Source organism: Neobacillus nitrireducens (genome assembly GCF_030915405.1).
Lineage (GTDB): Bacteria > Bacillota > Bacilli > Bacillales > Cytobacillaceae > Neobacillus.
Genome location: NZ_CP133262.1, coordinates 1,902,021 through 1,920,378, shown reverse-complemented (window position 1 = coordinate 1,920,378; position 18,358 = coordinate 1,902,021). Strand labels below are relative to the sequence as shown.

19 protein-coding genes and 1 tRNA gene are annotated in these 18,358 nt (G+C 40.9%); 15 read left to right on the top strand and 5 right to left on the bottom strand.

Features of this window, described 5'->3' with window-relative positions:
• Positions 1-135: 135 nt before the first annotated feature.
• The 4 genes from RCG22_RS09245 to RCG22_RS09230 all read right to left on the bottom strand — a co-directional run bounded on the left by RCG22_RS09245 (position 136) and on the right by RCG22_RS09230 (position 2,266).
• Positions 136-558, bottom strand: a complete 423-nt coding sequence (locus RCG22_RS09245) for a GNAT family N-acetyltransferase (protein WP_308106610.1) — start codon at positions 556-558, stop codon at positions 136-138.
• Between the two features lie 5 nt (positions 559-563).
• The gene (locus tag RCG22_RS09240; RefSeq protein ID WP_098260944.1) at positions 564-1,076 is read right to left on the bottom strand and encodes a YjcG family protein; all 513 of its coding nucleotides are present in this window, start codon (positions 1,074-1,076) and stop codon (positions 564-566) included.
• Positions 1,077-1,197: 121 nt separating this feature from the next.
• A complete protein-coding gene (locus RCG22_RS09235) occupies positions 1,198-1,920 on the bottom strand; it encodes an alpha/beta hydrolase (protein WP_308106609.1) in 723 nt (240 codons plus the stop codon).
• Between the two features lie 121 nt (positions 1,921-2,041).
• On the bottom strand, positions 2,042-2,266 hold the full coding sequence (locus RCG22_RS09230) for a hypothetical protein (protein WP_098260946.1): 225 nt from the start codon (positions 2,264-2,266) through the stop codon (positions 2,042-2,044).
• 166 nt (positions 2,267-2,432) lie between these two features.
• Between RCG22_RS09230 and RCG22_RS09225 the strand changes: the two genes are divergently transcribed.
• The 13 genes from RCG22_RS09225 to RCG22_RS09165 all read left to right on the top strand — a co-directional run bounded on the left by RCG22_RS09225 (position 2,433) and on the right by RCG22_RS09165 (position 15,748).
• A tRNA-Val gene (locus tag RCG22_RS09225) sits at positions 2,433-2,504 on the top strand.
• A gap of 698 nt (positions 2,505-3,202) precedes the next feature.
• Complete coding sequence (locus RCG22_RS09220; RefSeq protein ID WP_168242528.1) at positions 3,203-3,532, top strand: DUF3870 domain-containing protein; 330 nt, start codon at positions 3,203-3,205, stop codon at positions 3,530-3,532.
• Between the two features lie 190 nt (positions 3,533-3,722).
• Positions 3,723-4,379: a CoA transferase subunit A gene (locus RCG22_RS09215; protein WP_308107116.1), complete on the top strand. Its 657-nt coding sequence runs from the start codon at positions 3,723-3,725 to the stop codon at positions 4,377-4,379.
• A 1-nt stretch (position 4,380) separates the two neighbouring features.
• Positions 4,381-5,043, top strand: coding sequence for a 3-oxoacid CoA-transferase subunit B (locus tag RCG22_RS09210; RefSeq protein ID WP_308106608.1), 663 nt, complete (start codon positions 4,381-4,383; stop codon positions 5,041-5,043).
• Positions 5,043-6,233, top strand: coding sequence for a thiolase family protein (locus RCG22_RS09205; RefSeq protein WP_308106607.1), 1,191 nt, complete (start codon positions 5,043-5,045; stop codon positions 6,231-6,233). The genes RCG22_RS09210 and RCG22_RS09205 overlap by 1 nt, the downstream gene beginning before the upstream one ends.
• The gene (locus RCG22_RS09200; protein WP_308106606.1) at positions 6,221-7,606 is read left to right on the top strand and encodes an aminotransferase family protein; all 1,386 of its coding nucleotides are present in this window, start codon (positions 6,221-6,223) and stop codon (positions 7,604-7,606) included. Before RCG22_RS09205 ends, RCG22_RS09200 begins: the two co-directional genes overlap by 13 nt.
• Positions 7,590-8,885 (top strand): aspartate aminotransferase family protein, encoded by a 1,296-nt coding sequence (locus RCG22_RS09195; protein WP_308106605.1) that lies wholly within the window; start codon positions 7,590-7,592, stop codon positions 8,883-8,885. Before RCG22_RS09200 ends, RCG22_RS09195 begins: the two co-directional genes overlap by 17 nt.
• Positions 8,886-8,927: 42 nt before the next feature.
• A complete protein-coding gene (locus tag RCG22_RS09190; RefSeq protein ID WP_308106604.1) occupies positions 8,928-10,388 on the top strand; it encodes an aldehyde dehydrogenase family protein in 1,461 nt (486 codons plus the stop codon).
• Between the two features lie 34 nt (positions 10,389-10,422).
• Entirely contained in the window at positions 10,423-12,012 is a 1,590-nt protein-coding gene (locus tag RCG22_RS09185) for a M81 family metallopeptidase (RefSeq protein ID WP_308106603.1), read from the top strand.
• The gene (locus RCG22_RS09180; RefSeq protein WP_308106602.1) at positions 11,930-12,409 is read left to right on the top strand and encodes a GNAT family N-acetyltransferase; all 480 of its coding nucleotides are present in this window, start codon (positions 11,930-11,932) and stop codon (positions 12,407-12,409) included. Before RCG22_RS09185 ends, RCG22_RS09180 begins: the two co-directional genes overlap by 83 nt.
• A gap of 59 nt (positions 12,410-12,468) precedes the next feature.
• Positions 12,469-13,878, top strand: a complete 1,410-nt coding sequence (gene kamA, locus RCG22_RS09175; RefSeq protein ID WP_308106601.1) for a lysine 2,3-aminomutase — start codon at positions 12,469-12,471, stop codon at positions 13,876-13,878.
• 2 nt (positions 13,879-13,880) lie between these two features.
• The gene (locus RCG22_RS09170) at positions 13,881-14,159 is read left to right on the top strand and encodes a YokU family protein (protein ID WP_308106600.1); all 279 of its coding nucleotides are present in this window, start codon (positions 13,881-13,883) and stop codon (positions 14,157-14,159) included.
• Positions 14,160-14,245: 86 nt separating this feature from the next.
• Positions 14,246-15,748, top strand: a complete 1,503-nt coding sequence (locus RCG22_RS09165) for an amino acid permease (RefSeq protein ID WP_308106599.1) — start codon at positions 14,246-14,248, stop codon at positions 15,746-15,748.
• A 124-nt stretch (positions 15,749-15,872) separates the two neighbouring features.
• On the opposite strand, the gene RCG22_RS09160 is transcribed toward RCG22_RS09165, so the two are convergent.
• Positions 15,873-16,805, bottom strand: a complete 933-nt coding sequence (locus RCG22_RS09160; protein WP_308106598.1) for a DNA-3-methyladenine glycosylase family protein — start codon at positions 16,803-16,805, stop codon at positions 15,873-15,875.
• 254 nt (positions 16,806-17,059) lie between these two features.
• Between RCG22_RS09160 and cyoE the strand changes: the two genes are divergently transcribed.
• Positions 17,060-18,004, top strand: coding sequence for a heme o synthase (gene cyoE, locus RCG22_RS09155; protein ID WP_308106597.1), 945 nt, complete (start codon positions 17,060-17,062; stop codon positions 18,002-18,004).
• 198 nt (positions 18,005-18,202) lie between these two features.
• Complete coding sequence (locus RCG22_RS09150; protein WP_308106596.1) at positions 18,203-18,352, top strand: cytochrome c oxidase subunit 2A; 150 nt, start codon at positions 18,203-18,205, stop codon at positions 18,350-18,352.
• Positions 18,353-18,358: the final 6 nt, after the last annotated feature.

Here is an 18,358-nt window from a genome sequence, read left to right as displayed (position 1 = left end):
TTTTACCCTCTATATCCAAAAATCAAGACATGTTCTATCATATCAAAACCTGAAGGGAACTAAAAGGGATTCCCGAACATTGATGGAATTACCAAAAAAGCACTTGCCGCTTAAAGCGCCAAGTGCCTCCTATGTTTATATTTCTTTTAACATCGTTTTATGGGGAATTCCAGCATCCATAAATTCCTCTGAGACAACTTCATAACCAAGTCCGGCATAAAAGGGAATGGCATGGGTTTGAGCATTAAGCTTTAATTTATGAATATCCTTTTTAATGGCATAACTCTCGATTGCATTCATCATCGCTTTACCTGCACCAGTTTTTCTAGCCACTTTTAATACGCAAATTCGCTCAACTTTTCCATAGCCATCAACGAAACGAAATCGGCCCGCCGCAATAGGAGAACCTTCATCGTACATGATAAAGTGTTCTGCATCGTCCTCGTAGGCATCAATTTCCTCTTCAAGTGGAACTGCTTGCTCTTCAACGAAAACAGTTTTTCTAACGGAATAAGCATCTTCACGTTCTTTTTGATTTTCAACAATCTTTACTGTCACTTAAACTATTCCTTTCCAAGACGAAATGTTTCATAAACGGTCCAAGAACCATTATCTAGCTGATATAGGAGATGGAAGCGATCAATCGTTTCTTCATGATTTATTTTGGTCATCCGGAGTGAACCAAATACATCAGAATGCTCATCATTTGATAGCTTTTGTCCAATCGTAATATGAGGAACAAATGCATAATCTGAATTTTGCTCCGAAACTTCTTGGTTGATTTCATTATGCAAGGCGGAAAGTTCTTCCGTCTTATCCACTTTAAAATAAATAACATTATTAACGGGTTGAAAGGAACTGATTTTAGAAGTTTTTAATGGGAAAGCATTATGGTTTACAGCGACTCTCCGTAATTTTTCAGCATATTCTTTAGCCTCTTCTTCGGTCGCCTCAAATGAATATTTCAGTGTGAGGTGTGGCGTAATTAAAGAATAATGCGGGTCATAACGCTTTCGATAGGAATTAGCTAAATCTTGTAGTTTTTTTGATGGGAAAATAACAACACCAAATTTCATTCGAATACCTCCATTATGATAAACAGGACTTTTTTTAGATACAAAAATTAACCTTCTTAATATTATAACAAATTTTCGAAATATATTAAACAACTTATCGTTGATGTCCATATTAGGAAGATTAAAAAAGCATTTTAAGGGCTCTTCTTAAATCTGGCTGCCAGTAAGTCCAAGTATGATTTCCGTTAAATTCTTCATAGAAATAGGTAATGGGTTTTTCTGAAATTATTTTTGAAAGCCTGCGATTTGGGGTTAGGAAATCTTTCAAGCTTCCATCTGTTGTCTCGACTCCTGTTTCTTGATTTCCTATTACATGATAGAGCTGTAATAGCTGTCCTTCTGAGAAGTTCTCGACAGAATTCAAAATATACTCATCCACATAAGGAGACTGAATCAGGACTTTTCCGAATGTATGTGGATATTGAAGCGCTGTCATTAGCGAAACAGCACCACCAAGCGAGTCACCAATCAGTGCTCTCGTCGATCCCATTTGATAAGTAGGAAACTCTTTATCAAGGTAAGGAACTAATTCATGGGCTAGAAAACGTATGTATTGTTGATTTTGTATGCCACAGGGATGGTATTTCTTGTGGCGGTCTTCTACATCCTTATAGGGTACCCCAACAATGATTATATTTTCAATTTCTCTTTGGAAAAGAAAATCGTCTGCCCATCGTGCGATTCTGCCGAGTTGGAAATAGTCTTGGCCGTCTTGGGCAATCAACAGTGAGTATTTATATAGTGGCGAAAAGTTTGCAGGCAGGTAGATTAGAAGCTGCACATCCTCACCAAGTTCGCTGCTCTGGATGGTAACTTCTTTGATGGTTCCTTTTGGAAACTCCATGCATTTATTCCCCCAATGATTCGATTTCTACTACTGCATTATAACAAAACTAAAGTCGAAATGCTTTTAATAATAGGGGGAATGGAAGCTAATGTGATGTGATTTGTAGGAGGGAAGAGGATTAGTGGAGGTGATGGTTTTTGTAACGGGATTCAGGCATAATCGATAAAATGTTTTCACGTTTAAAGGTGCGCATTTGTTTCCGCAGCAAACAATAGGCTCGAATGTATTCGTCGGTAACTTCCTTCACAATTAGCTTACGCTGTGATAACTCTTGGTTTTCTGCTAGGTAAATCATTTCTAATGGAATATTTTCCTCGATAGAACGCATAAATAAACCATCCATTTGAATCACTCCTTTCTACTGAATGTTATTATTATATCCAAACATTTGTTCTTTATTCAAGAAAATTAGAACAAATGTTTCCCTTTTATTGTTTTTAGGCAGTAAAGCTGAAAAGATATTGACATTCTAGAAAAATTCAATATAATTAAATTTGTACTTAATAAGCGATCTGATAGTTCAGCGGGAGAATACATCCTTGACAGGGATGGGGTCGGGGGTTCGAATCCCTCTCAGATCATCATTTAAAATCCTAACGTCTTTATGATGTTAGGATTTTTTTATTGTATAGGAAATTATAAAATATTTAATTGTGGATAAATTGATCTAGTCTCTTTGAATCCAGCTCCAGCGCCCAACGGCTAGTGTCCTTCGCTCTCCGCCCTACGATAAGTCAAGCACGAATGCGCTAACGCTCTTCGTGTTTCCTTTATCTCAGTTGGAGCGCTCCAGGCCATACGCCGCTGAACGGGCGCTTGCGCCTTTTGTTCTTAGAAAGAAAATTTTTGCAGTTTTAGTGCAAAAAAACTAGGGTAGTGCCAATAAATTTTTCATGTTTTTTCCACAAATGGTGAATAAATAGGTGTTTTTAATGTTGGCACAGTAATTGCAAGTTTAATAGTAAAATTAAATTTTTGATAAATTTGTAAGGGTATCCATTTTTTATCTAAGGAGGCTTAACAACGAAAACAGGAACGGATTGCGTATGCAGGAACGTGGGTGGTAAAAAATTCTAACCTTTCCAGAAGGATATTAACATCTAAGGCAGAATAATCTATTTATTGTGTATAGGTCTAAAAAATAGTCGTAAGCCTTCTTGAAATTGAAGGCGCTTCAACGTTTTTGAAAATTTAAAATATTCACATTGACATTGTTTACTCTGACCCGTATACTCGTGTTAGAAACATGTTCAGTGGGTTTTGAAAGGTGGATAAGGGCATGCAAACACTGGAAACAGTAATTGTTACAGGATATGCAAAAGCTCCACAGGGAACTTCCATGTATGAAATGTATAAGCATGCGGGAATTGTCCTCGAAGTAAATCTGAAAGATCATAAGATTATCGGAGCTGAATTCACATTCGTAACTGAACTAACAAAAAATTATTTTCAAAAACTGCTGATAGGCTACTGTTTAGAAGACGGTGTTGAGCAGTTGATTAAACGAATTCAAAGTTTTTATTTTGCTCCATCCCAGCAAGCGATCATTGTGGCTCTTCAAGCTGCAGTTCAACGTTACTGGGATAATGTGAAGCAAATGAATACATAACGTTTGGTTATAATAAAGTGGGAGGATGACCTCTTCCCATGGTCTTATTAAAACCGAGCAAACATGAACTCTTTGTAAGGAATGTTCGTTGGAACGACATTCTTTATAGAGATTTATGTTTTGCTCGGTTTTTTATTTTACCAAACGGTTAACATCCACAAAAGTCGATGGAGAGGCAGGGATAAAAAACATGAGCAAGCTGATTACATGCGAAGCAGCTGTAAAAATGGTTAAAAACGGCTCCCGAATTATGGTAGGTGGATTTGGACTTGTCGGAAGTCCGCTTAGTTTAATAGCCGCTTTGGCTCAGTCGGAAGTGAAAGACTTAGAGATTATTAGTAATAATCTTGGTGAACCAGGTAGAGGTCTTGGGGTATTAGTGCGGCAAAAACAAGTAAAAAAAGCGATAGGATCGTATTTTACATCCAACCCGGAGGTGGTTAAATCCTATCAGGAAAAGGTAATGGAAGTGGAGCTTCTCCCGCAAGGAACGATGTCTGAAGCTATTCGAGCGGGTGGTGCAGGACTGGGAGGGTTTTATACGCCGGTCAGCGTAGGAACAAAAATCGCCGAAAACAAAGAGGAGCGTATCCTTAACGGTAAAAAATATGTGTTCCAAGAGCCTCTCAAAGCCCACTTTGCTTTCATTAAAGCGAAAAAAGCCGATCATTTAGGAAATCTCATCTACAACAAATCGGCAAGAAACTTCAATCCGATGATGGCAACAGCCGCGGATGTGGTTATTGCAGAGGTGGATGAGATTGTGGAGGTAGGGCAAATTTCTCCTGAAGAAATTGTGACCCCTCATTTATACGTTGATTTTATCGTAGTGAAAGGCGGGAACTAGCTTGAACGTGAAACAATACATTGCACAAAGAGCGGCGAAGGAATTGAAGGATGGCGATATCGTCAATTTGGGCATAGGGATTCCAACGCTGGTAGCTGATTACATTCCATCAGATGTTAAAGTTTTTTTACACTCGGAAAACGGCATCCTTGGAGTAGGTCCTACCCCTGATCCAGAGCATATTGACCAAAATCTTGTCAATGCAGGGAAACTGCCTGTCACAGTATTGGAAGGGTCATCCTTTTTTGATAGTGCTTCCTCTTTTGCGATGATTCGTGGAGGACATGTAAGCGTTTCGATTCTTGGTGTGCTGCAAATCGATGCAATTGGGCGGATCGCCAACTGGGCAGTGCCAGGAAAAAGTGTTCTTGGTGTAGGGGGGGCGATGGATTTATTGGAAGGCTCCAAAAAGGTAATCGTAACAACGATGCATACGTCTAACCAGGGAGAGTCAAAAATCGTCAAGGAATTAACCTATCCGATCACATCGGAACGAATAGTGGATTTAATTATTACCGATTTGGCGGTTTTCGCTGTTAAGGAAGATGGGCTTCATCTTATTGAGCTGTCACCTGGAGTTTCTCTTGAGGAAGTTCAACAGAAAACGGACGCATCTTTTCAAATGGCTGAATCTTTCAATAAAGGCAAAGAGGTGACCGCGTAGTGGTTGTAATCGTAAATGCATTTCGGACTGCTATCGGAAGCTACGGCGGATCACTGGCAGATACGCCTCCAGAGGAGCTTGTATCTCTCATCATGAAAAATAATCTTTCTGCTTCCGGTTATGGCGCCAATATTGTCGATGAAGTCGTTGTCGGACAAACAAAGCAGAGTGCTCATGCACCGAATATTGCAAGAGTCTCAGCGTTACAGGCCCATTTTCCAGAATCGATTCCTGCTTATACCGTTCATCGTCAGTGCGGTTCGGGTATGCAAGCCGTCATTAACGGGGCGATGTCGATTATGACAGGTCAGGCGGACGTCGTTTTAGCAGGAGGTGTCGAAAGCATGTCACAAGCTCCTCATTATATGATCGGTAATCGATTCGGCCAGAAGATAGGAGATATAACGCTGTATGATTCGAATACGGAGAGTCAACCAAAATCCCAGCCAGAGGAGATATATGGTCGTTTCACAATGGGGCAAACAGCTGAATGGCTGGCTGAAAAATATAAGATTAGCCGCCGTGAACAAGACGAATTTGCCTTCATGAGTCAGCAGAAGACGAAACGTGCCATTGAAATGGGCCATTTTGAAGAAGAGATCATTCCTGTTCCGGTAATGGAAGGTAAAAAGGGAATAAGACACTTTGCGATCGATGAGTACCCAAGATTGACGGACATTGAAAAGTTAGGAACATTGCGTCCAGTGTTTCAAAAGGACGGTACGGTAACAGCTGGAAACTCCTCCGGAAGAAATGATGGGGCCTCGATGCTATTGTTGATGTCTGAAGAAAAAGCAAAACAACTCGGAGTGGTCCCAATGGCAAGGATTCGTTCTTTTGCTGCAGCGGGTGTATCACCAAAAGAAATGGGAATCGGCCCGGTTCCAGCATCCCAAATTGCGTTGAAAAAAGCAGGTCTTCGTTTGGAAGATATCGATTTAATTGAATTAAATGAAGCATTCGCTGCTCAAAGTCTTGCTTGTTTAAAAGAATGGGGCATAAAAGGAGACAACGTGAATGTCAACGGAGGGGCGATTGCCTTAGGCCATCCACTTGGATGCTCCGGTGCAAGAATCGTGACTACATTATGTCATGAGCTTGAAAAACAAAAACGACAATATGGCCTTGCGACGATTTGTGTGGCGGGGGGATTAGGAATGGCAATGGTGGTGGAAAGATGGATGGAATAAAAAAAGACTACGTGTTTCATCGTGATTTAAAAAAGGAGTATCCGATTATTACCCACGGTGTAGGGGTTTATCTCATCGATGAGAACGGGAAAAAATATTTGGATGCCTGCTCGGGTGCGGTTGCAGCTAACTTGGGCCATGGGATTACTTCTATAGGGGAGGCTATGGCAGAACAAGCAAAAAAGGCAGCTTTTGTCCATTCTATGCGTTTCGAGACGAAAGCGTTGCATGAACTGGCTGAAACCATCGGAAAAATGGCCCCAGATTATTTAAATAAAGTGTATTTTACATCCGGAGGCTCAGAAGCTAATGAAAGTGCTTTGAAGCTGGCGCGGCAATATCATCGAGATGCCGGCAGAACCCAAAAACATATGGTAATCGGGCGATGGCAATCGTATCACGGGAACACCATCGGTTCTTTATCAGCAGGAGGAGACGTTAAAAGAAGACATGCATACACTCCTAATCTTTTAAACTATGCCCATGTCTATTCTCCGTACTGCCACCGATGTCCATACGATCGTCAAAAAGAGGATTGTCTTTCTAAACAAAACTGGACATGTGTGACGGATATTGAAAGATCCATTTTAGAGCTTGGCCCTGAGAACGTGTCGGCATTTATCGCCGAACCGATTGTCGGAAGCCAGCAAGGTGCTGTTCCACCGCCGCCGGGGTATTTTGAGAAAGTCCGAGAGCTGTGTGACCGTTACGAAATTGTCTTAATTATCGATGAAGTGATGACTGGATTCGGCCGAACTGGTACCAACTTCGCAACAGAACAGATTGGAATCAAGCCTGATATCATCACATTCGGAAAAGGGGTATCAGCTGGATATGCTCCGCTCGCCGGAATGATCGTTCATGATCGGTTAATTGATGGTTTGATTGAAAACAGCGATGGGAAATTCATTCACGGTTACACCTATAGTGGGCATCCTGTTGCTGTTGCAGCTGGTCTTGCTGCATTGGAGGTATATGAGCGAGATATGGTGCTAGAAAACGTCAAACAACAAAGTACCTACCTTGTCCAGCGTCTTATGGAGCTTGAGCAAAAACATTCTTATATATCTGATGTTAGGGGCAGAGGACTTTTAATCGGTATGGAGCTTGTAAAGAATCGTGGACAGGACCTGCTGTTCGATCCATCTGAAAAAGCTGCTGAAAGATTGAATGCAATTGCAATGGAACTCGGTGCGGTTTTTTATCCCGGTACCGGTTCAATTGACGGAACAAAGGGGGAGCACCTCATCATCAGCCCTCCTTTAAATGTTACGAGAAAAGAAATTGATGAGATTGTTAGAATTTTAGATGAATCATTTACGATATTTAAAGGTCAATTAAGAAAGGATGAGCTATATGAAATTACAAAATAAAACAGAAGAAATTCAAAAAAAAGCACAAAAACATTTATCACCTGTTATGACAAGGGTAACGGAGCTTGTCATTGAAAAAGCGCATGGCGCCAAATTTTGGACGACAGACGGAAAGGAATATATTGATTTTGTTTCAGGAGTAGCTGTCAACGCAGTCGGGCATACGAACGGGAAAATGGTGGAAGCCATTAAAAAGCAAGCGGAAGCCTTGATTCATCTTGGATTGAACTATGGTTATTATGAAACGGCAGCGAATTTGGCGGAAAAGCTTGCACAGATCACACCAGGAAATCTAGACACGGTCTTTTTCTCCAATTCGGGAGCTGAAGCTATTGACGGGGCACTTAAACTAGCAAAGGCGGCCAAAGAAAGACCCGCCATCATTGCTTTTGAAGGATCGTTTCATGGCCGTACATTAGGGGCTACTGCCATAACGGCATCAAGCTCTAAATACCGTCGTTATTATGAACCGATTTTAGGCGAGGTGTACCATGTTCCTTATCCGTATCCTAGCCAGCTGAAAAACATTAGAGAAGAAGAAGTTGAAGAGTATTGCTTGAATCAGCTTCAAAAATTGTTCGATTTACGTGTGGATCCTTCCCGTGTAGCGGCCATCATTATTGAACCGGTAATGGGTGAAGGCGGCTATTATCCTGCACCGCCAAGCTTTTTGCAGGAGTTAAGGAAGATGACAGAGGAACACGGCATTTTGCTTATCTTTGATGAAGTACAAACAGGATTTGGCCGTACAGGCAAAATGTTCGCGGCAGAGCATGCGAATGTGACCCCCGATATTTTAGTACTGGCAAAAGCCCTTTCAGGCGGCATGCCTCTTGGTGCCATTGTAGCAAGTCGTGAACTTCATGAAAAATGGCCGACGGCCGGTCATGGTTCAACATTTGGAGGAAATCCAATTTCTTGTGCTGCAGCATTGGCAAACATTGAGGTTATAGAGGAAGAGAAGTTAGTGGAACGCAGCGCTAAACTCGGTGCCGAGATTGTTGGCCGACTTCATAACTCGGTCGGAAATTTACCAGGCATAGTTGAAGTCCGAGGAGTCGGCATGATGATCGGTATTGAATTCGATTCCGAATCTGCTGCTTTATTTGTACCGAAAATTAAATCGAAAGCACTGGAAAATGGCTTGCTTGTTATGAACTGTGGTGTAAGCGGACAAACCATCCGATTAATGCTGCCTCTTAATATTCAAGAAGATGTGCTTGATATAGGATTAACTATTTTAGAAGATGTGATAACCGAGACCATTTCAGGAAATTAATTCTCGTTTCCTCGAAATACCACCAAAAAGGAGGTCAAGTTTATGTCTAGTCAAATCAAAACAGATATTCTTCAGGGAGATCTTTATATCAATGGTATATGGGTAAGTGCCCCCGATCAGTCCTACTTTGAAAGCATCAATCCGGCAACGGGGGAACTTGTCGGCATATGTGCAGCCGCCACAACGGAGCAAGTGGATGAGGTTGTCGAAAAAGCGAATAAAGCGTATTCACTATGGAAGAACACCCCCATTCCAGAACGAGCAGCTTATTTAATAAAAGCAGCCCATTTGTTTGAAATACGAAAACAGGAACTTGCTCGTGTGATGACAATGGAGATGGGCAAAGTGCTGCCTGAGTCTTTAGGCGAAGTGGGAGTGGTCATCGCGACTGCTGAATATATGGCAGGCGAGGGACGACGCCTCTTTGGAGAAACAGTACCTGCCGGCTTCCCAGACCGAAACGTAAGAATGGTTCGTGAACCTCTTGGAGTTGCGGCGTGCATTACCCCCTGGAACTTCCCAGTTGCACTTGCTTCCTACAAAATCTTTTCAGCCCTGATTGCTGGTAATACTGTCGTATGGAAGCCTGCTTCAGAGGTTGCGCTATCGGCAAAGATTTTTGTGGAAGTGTTAGACGAAGCAGGATTGCCGGCAGGGGTTGTGAACTTAATTACCGGTTCAGGAAGAACAGTCGGTCAAACACTCGCAGAGCATTCGGATGTAAAAATCATTTCGTTTACGGGCTCAACAGAAGTCGGACAAAAGCTGGCTGAAATGAGCAGTAAAACGTTAAAACGTATCTCATTGGAATTGGGTGGGAAAAATGCCGTGATCGTCTTGAAGGATGCGGACTTGGACAAGGCGGCAGACGGAATCGTAAAGTCAGCATTTACAACAACTGGTCAACGCTGTACAGCGGCAAGCCGAGTAATCGTCGAGCATCCAGTAAAGGAATTGCTCGTACAAAAAGTAGTAGATCTAACAAGGTCTATGAAAATAGGAAATGGACTTGAAGAAGGGAAACAAGTGGGCCCACTTGTAAATGAAGACCAGCTTCATACAGTCGAAAAATATGTAAAAACAGCGATTGAAGAAGGTGGGAAAATTGTGTCGGGGGGTCAGCGTGTCAAAGAATTGGGCGGCTATTATTATGAGCCGACAATCATTGAGAATGTAAAGCCGAATGATACCGTTGCACAGGATGAAATATTTGGTCCAGTTCTTGCCATCATTGAAGTAGATTCATATGAGGAAGCCATGGAGGTTAATAACGGGACAATTTATGGGCTATCGACTTCCATTTATACAGAGAGCCTTCACTATGCAAACCGTGCCGCAAAGGAAGCGGTAAGTGGGCTCGTCTATATAAATAACGGAACTTCTAATGCCGAGATGGGAGTGGCGTTTGGGGGTATGAAGATGTCCGGAAACGGTCACCGTGAAGTTTCCCATCATGCATTTGATGTCATGACTGAGTGGAAGTCCATTTATACGAACTATTAATCAACAGACCATATCTATTATAAGGTGGGAGAATATGAGAAAACATCGTATTGGTATTGCCTTCTTTTACCATGAATCCCACAGTTTCAGCCCGATGAAAACAGAAATCGAACAGTTTCGAAATGAAGGCTACTTTATCGGCGATGAAATTTATGATGCCTATACCGGAACGAAAACAGAAGTGGGTGGGTTTCTGGATGTATTGAAACAAGAGGAGGATGTTGATATCGTACCGCTGCTTTGTGCGGCAGCGGTCCCATCGGGCGCAGTATCAACAGAAGCATACTCCATCATCGAAAAACAAATGCTGGAGTCCATCGAGCAGGCGGGGAGGCTGGATGGATTATTGCTTGCACTGCATGGAGCGATGGTCGTCGAGCACCTCTTTGACCCGGAAGAGCATTTACTAGGAAAAATTCGTGGGCTTATCGGACCGAATATTCCAATTGGTACGACTCTGGACATGCACGCCAATTTAAGCGAAAGAATGATTGATTACACACCGCTTCATTTTGGATTTAAAACATATCCGCATATTGATATGTACGACCAAGGTATTCATGCGGCAATCGCTTTGTTAAATCAATTAAAGGAAGGTGTGACTTACTACGCTTCTTTTGAAAAGTTGCCGATGATGCCTCCCTCTATCAATATGAGAACGGCAGAAGGGCCGATGTACAAAATGATAGAGTGGGCGAAACAAGCCGAAGAGGAAGCAGGTATTTATCATGTGTCCGTATTTGGAGGCTTTCCTTACTCGGATATTCCCATGGTCGGTGCAAGTGTACTTGTTGTTTCGATCGATTCGCAAAAAGGAAAAGAGACCGCCCAAAAGATGGCTTCCTTATTCTGGAGCGTAAGAGAAGAATTTATCATGGATTTGCCCGGTGTAAAAGAAGGGCTCGCTTTGGCTATGTCGATTGAGGACGACAAACCGGTCGTGCTGGCGGACATCTCGGATAATCCTCTAAGCTGCGGGAGCGGGGATACAACAGAGCTGCTTCGGGAGATGGTGAAGATGAACATTCCCGACACGCTGTTTGGAGGACTTTACGATCCAGAATCCATTGAGGCTTGTCGCAAGAAGGGAGCCGGAAATAAGGTAATGCTGTCCCTTGGAGGAAAAGTATCGCCTGAATTTGGGGAACCCGTACAGGTTGAAGCAACGGTAATGGCTTTATCAGACGGTGTATTTCACAATTCTGGACCGTTCAACCAGCATTTACGAGTCGATTTAAAGGGGGCGGCTCACATTCGCGTTGGCAACATGGATATCCTCCTCATTGGAAGGCCGATGTCAGCGAATGATCCGGAAATGTTTCGTCATATTGGTCTTGAGCCGCAGGCAAAGAGAATTCTTGGGTTAAAGGCTAAAAATCATTTCCGGGCAGCGTTTGAGCCGATGGTTGGCCGTATCATTTATGTGGATGCACCTGGTGTTGCATCCAATCGTTTAACAACTTTTACGTATCAAAACATTCCTAAGCCAATTTGGCCGCTGGATGATATCGAATATGAAGTGGAACGGAGGGGGAAGAACGATGGAAACGATGAAAAATACCTATTATATCGAAGTACCGGCAGCATTGAAGCCGGATCAGCTAACAATGATGATGGAGCTTGAGAAAGATGCATTTCCGGGATTTGGGGCAATAGATGAACAAACACTTGTCCCGCTTACACGTTATGGAAAACTCATTCAATATCGTCAGGAAAGTGATCCAAGACCGATTGCGATTTGTGAATTGATGAGAGCTTACCATGATAGTCATAAAGTCTATATTTTTGGATTCTATGTCCGTTCTGATCAGCAAGGAAAAGGCATAGGGAAATTATTTTTACAGGAGATTTATCCGATTTTGAAGCAAGATGGATTTCAAAAAGTATGCTTAACGGTCAATGTTGAGAATAAGTCAGCTGTCAAGCTATATGAAAAAATGGGATTTGCTATAAAAGAGACGAGATTCGATGAGTTTGGAGAAGGCGAAAATCGCTACTATATGGAATACACCATTTCTTAATAAATAGAGCATTTATTTAAGGGATCATAAAAAATCAACCAATTTAGGGGGAATTAAACATGAGAAACACTTTATTCAAACCAAAAAGACATTGGAAAGAAATCGAGCTTTGGAAGGATGTAACGGATGAGCAATGGAATGATTGGGTTTGGCAGCTGACGAATACTATTAAAAATTTAGAAGACTTAAAGAAAGTAGTTAACTTAACACCAGAAGAAGAGGAAGGGGTTTTAATCTCAACAAAAACAATCCCATTAAACATCACGCCATATTATGCATCGCTTATGGATCCTGATGATTCAAGATGTCCGGTTCGAATGCAGTCTGTTCCGATTTCTGCGGAATTGCATAAAACAAGATATGACTTAGAAGATCCCCTTCACGAAGATGAAGATTCACCAGTACCTGGGTTAACACATCGTTATCCAGATCGCGTGTTGTTTTTAGTTACAAACCAATGCTCTATGTACTGCCGTTACTGCACGAGAAGGCGCTTCTCCGGACAAATCGGAATGGGGGTACCAAAGAAACAGTTAGACACAGCAATTAATTATATCGCATCCAACGCACAGATCCGAGATGTGTTAATTTCCGGAGGAGATGGGCTCCTCATTAATGACAATATTTTAGAATATATTCTAAAGAATTTACGTGAGATTCCGCATGTAGAAATTATTCGTATCGGTACAAGAGCACCTGTCGTATTCCCACAGCGTATTACCGAAAATCTTTGTAATATCTTGAAAAAGTATCATCCTGTTTGGTTGAATACACATTTCAATACATCTATTGAAATTACGGAAGAATCGAAGCGTGCATGTGAAATGCTTGCAAATGTTGGGGTGCCTGTTGGTAACCAGGCGGTTATTTTAGCAGGCATTAACGACAGTGTACCAATCATGAAACAGCTTATGCATGATCTTGTTAAAATTCGTGTTCGTCCATATTACATTTACCAGTGCGATTTATCAGAAGGGATCGGCCACTTCCGTGCACCAATCAGTAAAGGATTGGAAATCATGGAAGGACTTCGCGGTCATACATCAGGTTATGCCGTTCCGACATTTATTGTTGATGCCCCAGGTGGAGGAGGCAAAATTCCATTGCAACCGAACTATATCATTTCTCAAAGTTCTAATAAAGTCGTATTACGTAACTTTGAAGGTGTTATTACATCTTATCCAGAACCAACAAATTATCAGTCAGGCAGTGCAGAGGATTACTACAAAAAAGTATATCCTGAAGTGTTTGAAAAGTTTGAAAGTAATGGCGTTCTATCGATTATTGACGATACGAAATTTAACCTTACACCTGAAGGATTAAAACGTTTAGACCGCCGCAAAACGTATAAGGAAAACACTGAGCATAGTTCATTAAAAGATAAACGTGAAAAACGTGACGAATTAAAAGAGAAAAAATTCCAGGCGCAAATGAGTAAGTACGAAACTGTGGGAGCAAAGGAGGAATAATTTTGATTTGTCAATGGTGCGAATCTGACACAGCACGTGAAACGAGCAACTCAGTGTATTGGGAACTTCCAGATGGAACAAAAGCAATCGAGATTCAGGACACACCGACCATTCATTGCTTGGAATGCGGAATGACCTATCAAACCGATCATACGGTGAAAGAAATTGAGGATCAGCTATATTTAATAGATTGCACAAAGCTCGAAAAAAGTATGACGTATGAAACACTTATGGCAGCTCCACGCTTATTGAAGCGAAACTACTTTGATTTTTCGAAATAACTGGCAAGCCATCTCCCGTTTTTCAATTGTAAGCGGGAGATGAATTTTATCAGATGCTTATAAGTTCAAATTGAAGGAGGACAAGTATGGAAGCACTCAAAAGCTATAATAATACCGAGAATAATCAGAATAGTCAAAATAGAGGAGAAGGTAAAGAGCATATTAAACGTAATCTAAAGGCACGTCACATGACGATGATTGCGATTGGAGGGTCAATCGGGACAGGCTTATTTTTAGCAACAGGTGCGTCCATTCAAACAGCTGGACCTGGTGGAGCGATTATAGCTTATGGAGCTATCGGCATCATGGTTTACTTTTTGATGACAAGTCTTGGAGAAATGGCTACCTTAATGCCAGTTTCGGGTTCCTTTTCAACATATGGCAGCCGTTTTGTCGATCCTGCCTTTGGTTTTGCACTTGGTTGGAATTATTGGTTCAACTGGGCTATTACACTGGCGGTTGAAATAGCTGCATCGGCTATTATTATGAAGTTCTGGTTTCCGGATGTACCAAGCATCGTTTGGAGTGCACTATTTTTAGGTCTAATCTTTTTATTGAATGCATTGTCGGTTAAAAGTTACGGAGAATCCGAATATTGGTTCTCCTTAATTAAAGTAGTGACTATCATTGTTTTCATTGGAGTCGGTTTACTCACTATTTTCGGTATTCTTGGCGGAGAGTTTATCGGGTTTAAAAACTTTACGATAGGAGATGCTCCGGTTCATGGCGGTCTTTTGTCCATTTTAAGTATTTTTTTCATTGCAGGTTTTTCCTTTCAAGGAACGGAACTCGTGGGGATTGCTGCAGGAGAAAGTGAAGAGCCGGAGAAAAACGTACCAAAGGCGATTCGACAGGTATTTTGGCGTATTCTTTTATTCTATATCGTTGCCATTGCAGTCATTGGCCTGATAATTCCATACACAAGTCCCAACCTATTAGGCAGGGATGTCGACAGCATCGCTGTCAGCCCTTTTACCCTTGTATTTGAGAAAGTGGGCATTGCATTTGCGGCATCTGTTATGAATGCGGTCATTTTGACTTCGGTCTTATCGGCGGGGAGTTCCGGTTTATATGCATCGACACGCATGCTTTGGTCCATGGCAAAAGACGGTCAGGCACCTAAATTTTTACAAAATGTAAATAGTCGCGGGATTCCGATGAATGCCCTTGTCCTAACGACAATTATCGGAGGCTTGGCCTTTTTAACGTCCATTTTTGGGGACCAAGTGTATACATGGTTATTAAATGCGTCAGGCTTAACTGGATTTATTGCATGGCTGGGAATTGCAGTCAGCCACTACCGTTTTAGAAAAGCCTATATGGCACAGGGCAGGGACATGAATGATTTAAAATTTAAAGCAAAATGGTTCCCGCTTGGTCCGATTCTAGCTTTTGCGATGTGTGTCTTTGTCATTTTCGGCCAAAATTATCAAGCTTTTATAACTAGTGAGATTGATTGGTATGGAGTAGCTGTGTCTTATATTGGTTTACCGGTCTTTTTGGCATTATGGCTCGGGTATAAATTTTTTCATAAATCGAAGGTCGTTCCACTAAAGGAATGTTCTTTTGAAGAGCTGACATCTAAATAGAGATACTGAGATTTCACATCTGACGCAAAAAAATCTTGCATAACTTTGCAAGGTTTTTTTCATTTATCTACGAGGAACGGTGTTTCAAACGTTTATTTTTTGCTTAATTAGCATACTTTTTTGACTAATAGAGAACTCGCCATAAATAGAAGGTTGCATAGGATTCCCATTTATCCCATGGAATTGATAAGGCGAGGATTTCCTCTTTGGTTGGTTTTCTATCCATTTTTAATAATGTTTTGATTGCATTGATTAAACCAACATCTTCGATAGGAAACGCATTCGGAAAACGGAGGCAGCGCATCAGCACATAATTGGCCGTCCATGGACCGATCCCACGTATTTTAATTAAACTTTTTTCGACCTCTTTAAAGCTACCGGCTTCGATTAACTTCTGCTTGGATAATTCTCCACTCGCCATTAATTTTGCAATTCCAATAATATATTCACTCTTTTTCACGGTCATTTTAATATCTGCAAAATCATTAGGTGTGAGTTGGGCAATTTGTTCATAGGACGGGAATATCCAATAATTTTTGCCGTCCGATTCGATTGATTCACCAAATTTTTCAACAAATTGTCGCTTTAATGTGTAGGCGAATCCTAAGTTAATTTGTTGGCCTAAGACTCCCCAGCAGAGAGCTTCAAACAAATCAGGAATGCCGATGAGGCGTAATCCATAAAACTCTTTTATAGTCGTTTTAAGTAAGGGATCAGCATTGGCCATTTCATAAAAAGGAAATAAGTCGTTATCAAGATCAAACCATTCTTGAATGTAATTAACAATTTCCGCACACTGCCAAGTCTTAGTAGGTTGAGCACCGCCTATGAAGTGGACATTCAACTGCTTATTATCGGAGTATTCTATCTGTACTAAGGTTCGAGTCTTACCAATTACTATCACTCTTCTAATGGCATCATTTTCGACCTTAAACATACATTCATTAGTACTACGCTTAAGGTAGCCAAGGTTGGTGTTCATGTCAAACGGTTCAGATAATGGAATGACAATCCCTTCATTGACTTCGTTGATTTCTTCCCCTAATAGGTTGGACAATAGATCTCACACCTCCTTATTCTATATTCTATTATTATCACATATATGGGGAATATGGTAAAATACGTTAAAAACGCAAGAAAATACGGAAGGTATTTCCAGTTGTTTTTGTAGAAAGTACATGACATTAAACCTAGCAGTTTCGATTGGAGTAAACAACAGTCATTTCCAGTGCCTGACACTTATTTTGATGATTTTAATATGGTATGATAGATTATATCTGTTTTGAATTACTTCCTAGGAGAGGATATTAAATGAGTAATAATGAAATACCTTCTCTACAGAAGGACGGAAGATCGATAATATCAAATCAACGAAATATAGCTAGTATAATAACTGATTTAAAGTTACTTTTTAAAGCCAATGTATTAATCGCTAATGTCCTGCCTGTCTTTTCGGGTTTCTGGTTAGCATTGTATTTTACGAACGCTTCACTTTCAACAAATCTTGATGTATTACTATTAACAATTTTCGGAAGTACTATGGTAATTGCAGGTGCTCTTGCACTTAATAACTGGTACGATGTTGATATTGATACCGTAATGGATCGAACAAAGAGCCGGCCAACCGTAACGGGGAATATTTCATTGAAAGTTGTGTTAACGATGGGGATTTCTCTTTCAGGTCTAGGTTTTATTCTTTTACTTTTAACAACTGTTGAAGCAGCGTTGTACGCTTTCGTGGGATGGTTTACCTATTGCTTTCCCTATACCATGTGGTCAAAACGGAAGTATACCTTTAACACGATAATCGGAAGTGTTTCTGGTGCTGTAACACCATTAATTGGCTGGGCTGCTATCGCACCAGGATTTCAAAAGGTACCAATCATCTTGTTTTTAATCTTGTTTATTTTTCAAATGCCCCATACCTTTGCCATTGCCGTAAAGAAATATAAAGAATATAAAGCGGCAGGGGTTGCGATGCTTCCTATTGTTCGAGGGTTGGCAGTGACTAAACGGCAAATGGCGTTATATATTGCTTGCTTATTCCCATTACCTTTTTTTCTGGCGCCACTAGGAATTACCTTTATGGTCATAGCTACCTTACTTAACATTGGATGGTTAGTTGTTAGTATAAGCGGATTTTTTACAAAAAATGACCTTAAATGGGCACATGTTAATTTTCTATATTCTGTTAATTATATAACGATTATCTTCCTCATGATGATTATTGTTACCCTGCCGATATTCAATCGCTAAGGATAATATCAAGAAAAAGTCTGAACCTTATTGGCAGTATCGCCAAATAAGGTTCAGACTTTTTTGTTTTTTTATGAAAGGGATATCTTAAATTATTTATTTTTATAAAAATTCCTTAATGTGTGATACGGTTCACTGCGATGAGAATAATTCCCAACTATGATATAAGTATAAACAACATAAAGGGGATGGGGTTGGATGGGAGCTGCAAAAGTGAACAACAAAAAGAATTCGGGTGAAGCACAAGAAGCACCGTTAAAAGGAACATGGATTTCCGTAAGTGTAGTAGGAGCAGTTATTGTACTTACGTATTTCCTATTATATGGGCTTTATATGGCGAGAGTATAGGGGGGA

What these genes read in the sequence shown, in the direction of transcription:
- RCG22_RS09185 (WP_308106603.1), top strand. Translation starts at nt 10,423, where the DNA reads ATGAGAAAACATCGTATTGGTATTGCCTTCTTTTACCATGAATCCCAC.
- RCG22_RS09220 (WP_168242528.1), top strand. Translation starts at nt 3,203, where the DNA reads ATGCAAACACTGGAAACAGTAATTGTTACAGGATATGCAAAAGCTCCA.
- RCG22_RS09230 (WP_098260946.1), bottom strand. Translation starts at nt 2,266, where the DNA reads ATGGATGGTTTATTTATGCGTTCTATCGAGGAAAATATTCCATTAGAA.
- RCG22_RS09190 (WP_308106604.1), top strand. Translation starts at nt 8,928, where the DNA reads ATGTCTAGTCAAATCAAAACAGATATTCTTCAGGGAGATCTTTATATC.
- cyoE (WP_308106597.1), top strand. Translation starts at nt 17,060, where the DNA reads ATGAGTAATAATGAAATACCTTCTCTACAGAAGGACGGAAGATCGATA.
- RCG22_RS09240 (WP_098260944.1), bottom strand. Translation starts at nt 1,076, where the DNA reads ATGAAATTTGGTGTTGTTATTTTCCCATCAAAAAAACTACAAGATTTA.
- RCG22_RS09195 (WP_308106605.1), top strand. Translation starts at nt 7,590, where the DNA reads ATGAAATTACAAAATAAAACAGAAGAAATTCAAAAAAAAGCACAAAAA.
- RCG22_RS09165 (WP_308106599.1), top strand. Translation starts at nt 14,246, where the DNA reads ATGGAAGCACTCAAAAGCTATAATAATACCGAGAATAATCAGAATAGT.
- RCG22_RS09180 (WP_308106602.1), top strand. Translation starts at nt 11,930, where the DNA reads ATGGAAACGATGAAAAATACCTATTATATCGAAGTACCGGCAGCATTG.
- RCG22_RS09215 (WP_308107116.1), top strand. Translation starts at nt 3,723, where the DNA reads ATGAGCAAGCTGATTACATGCGAAGCAGCTGTAAAAATGGTTAAAAAC.
- RCG22_RS09150 (WP_308106596.1), top strand. Translation starts at nt 18,203, where the DNA reads ATGGGAGCTGCAAAAGTGAACAACAAAAAGAATTCGGGTGAAGCACAA.
- RCG22_RS09235 (WP_308106609.1), bottom strand. Translation starts at nt 1,920, where the DNA reads ATGGAGTTTCCAAAAGGAACCATCAAAGAAGTTACCATCCAGAGCAGC.
- kamA (WP_308106601.1), top strand. Translation starts at nt 12,469, where the DNA reads ATGAGAAACACTTTATTCAAACCAAAAAGACATTGGAAAGAAATCGAG.
- RCG22_RS09200 (WP_308106606.1), top strand. Translation starts at nt 6,221, where the DNA reads ATGGATGGAATAAAAAAAGACTACGTGTTTCATCGTGATTTAAAAAAG.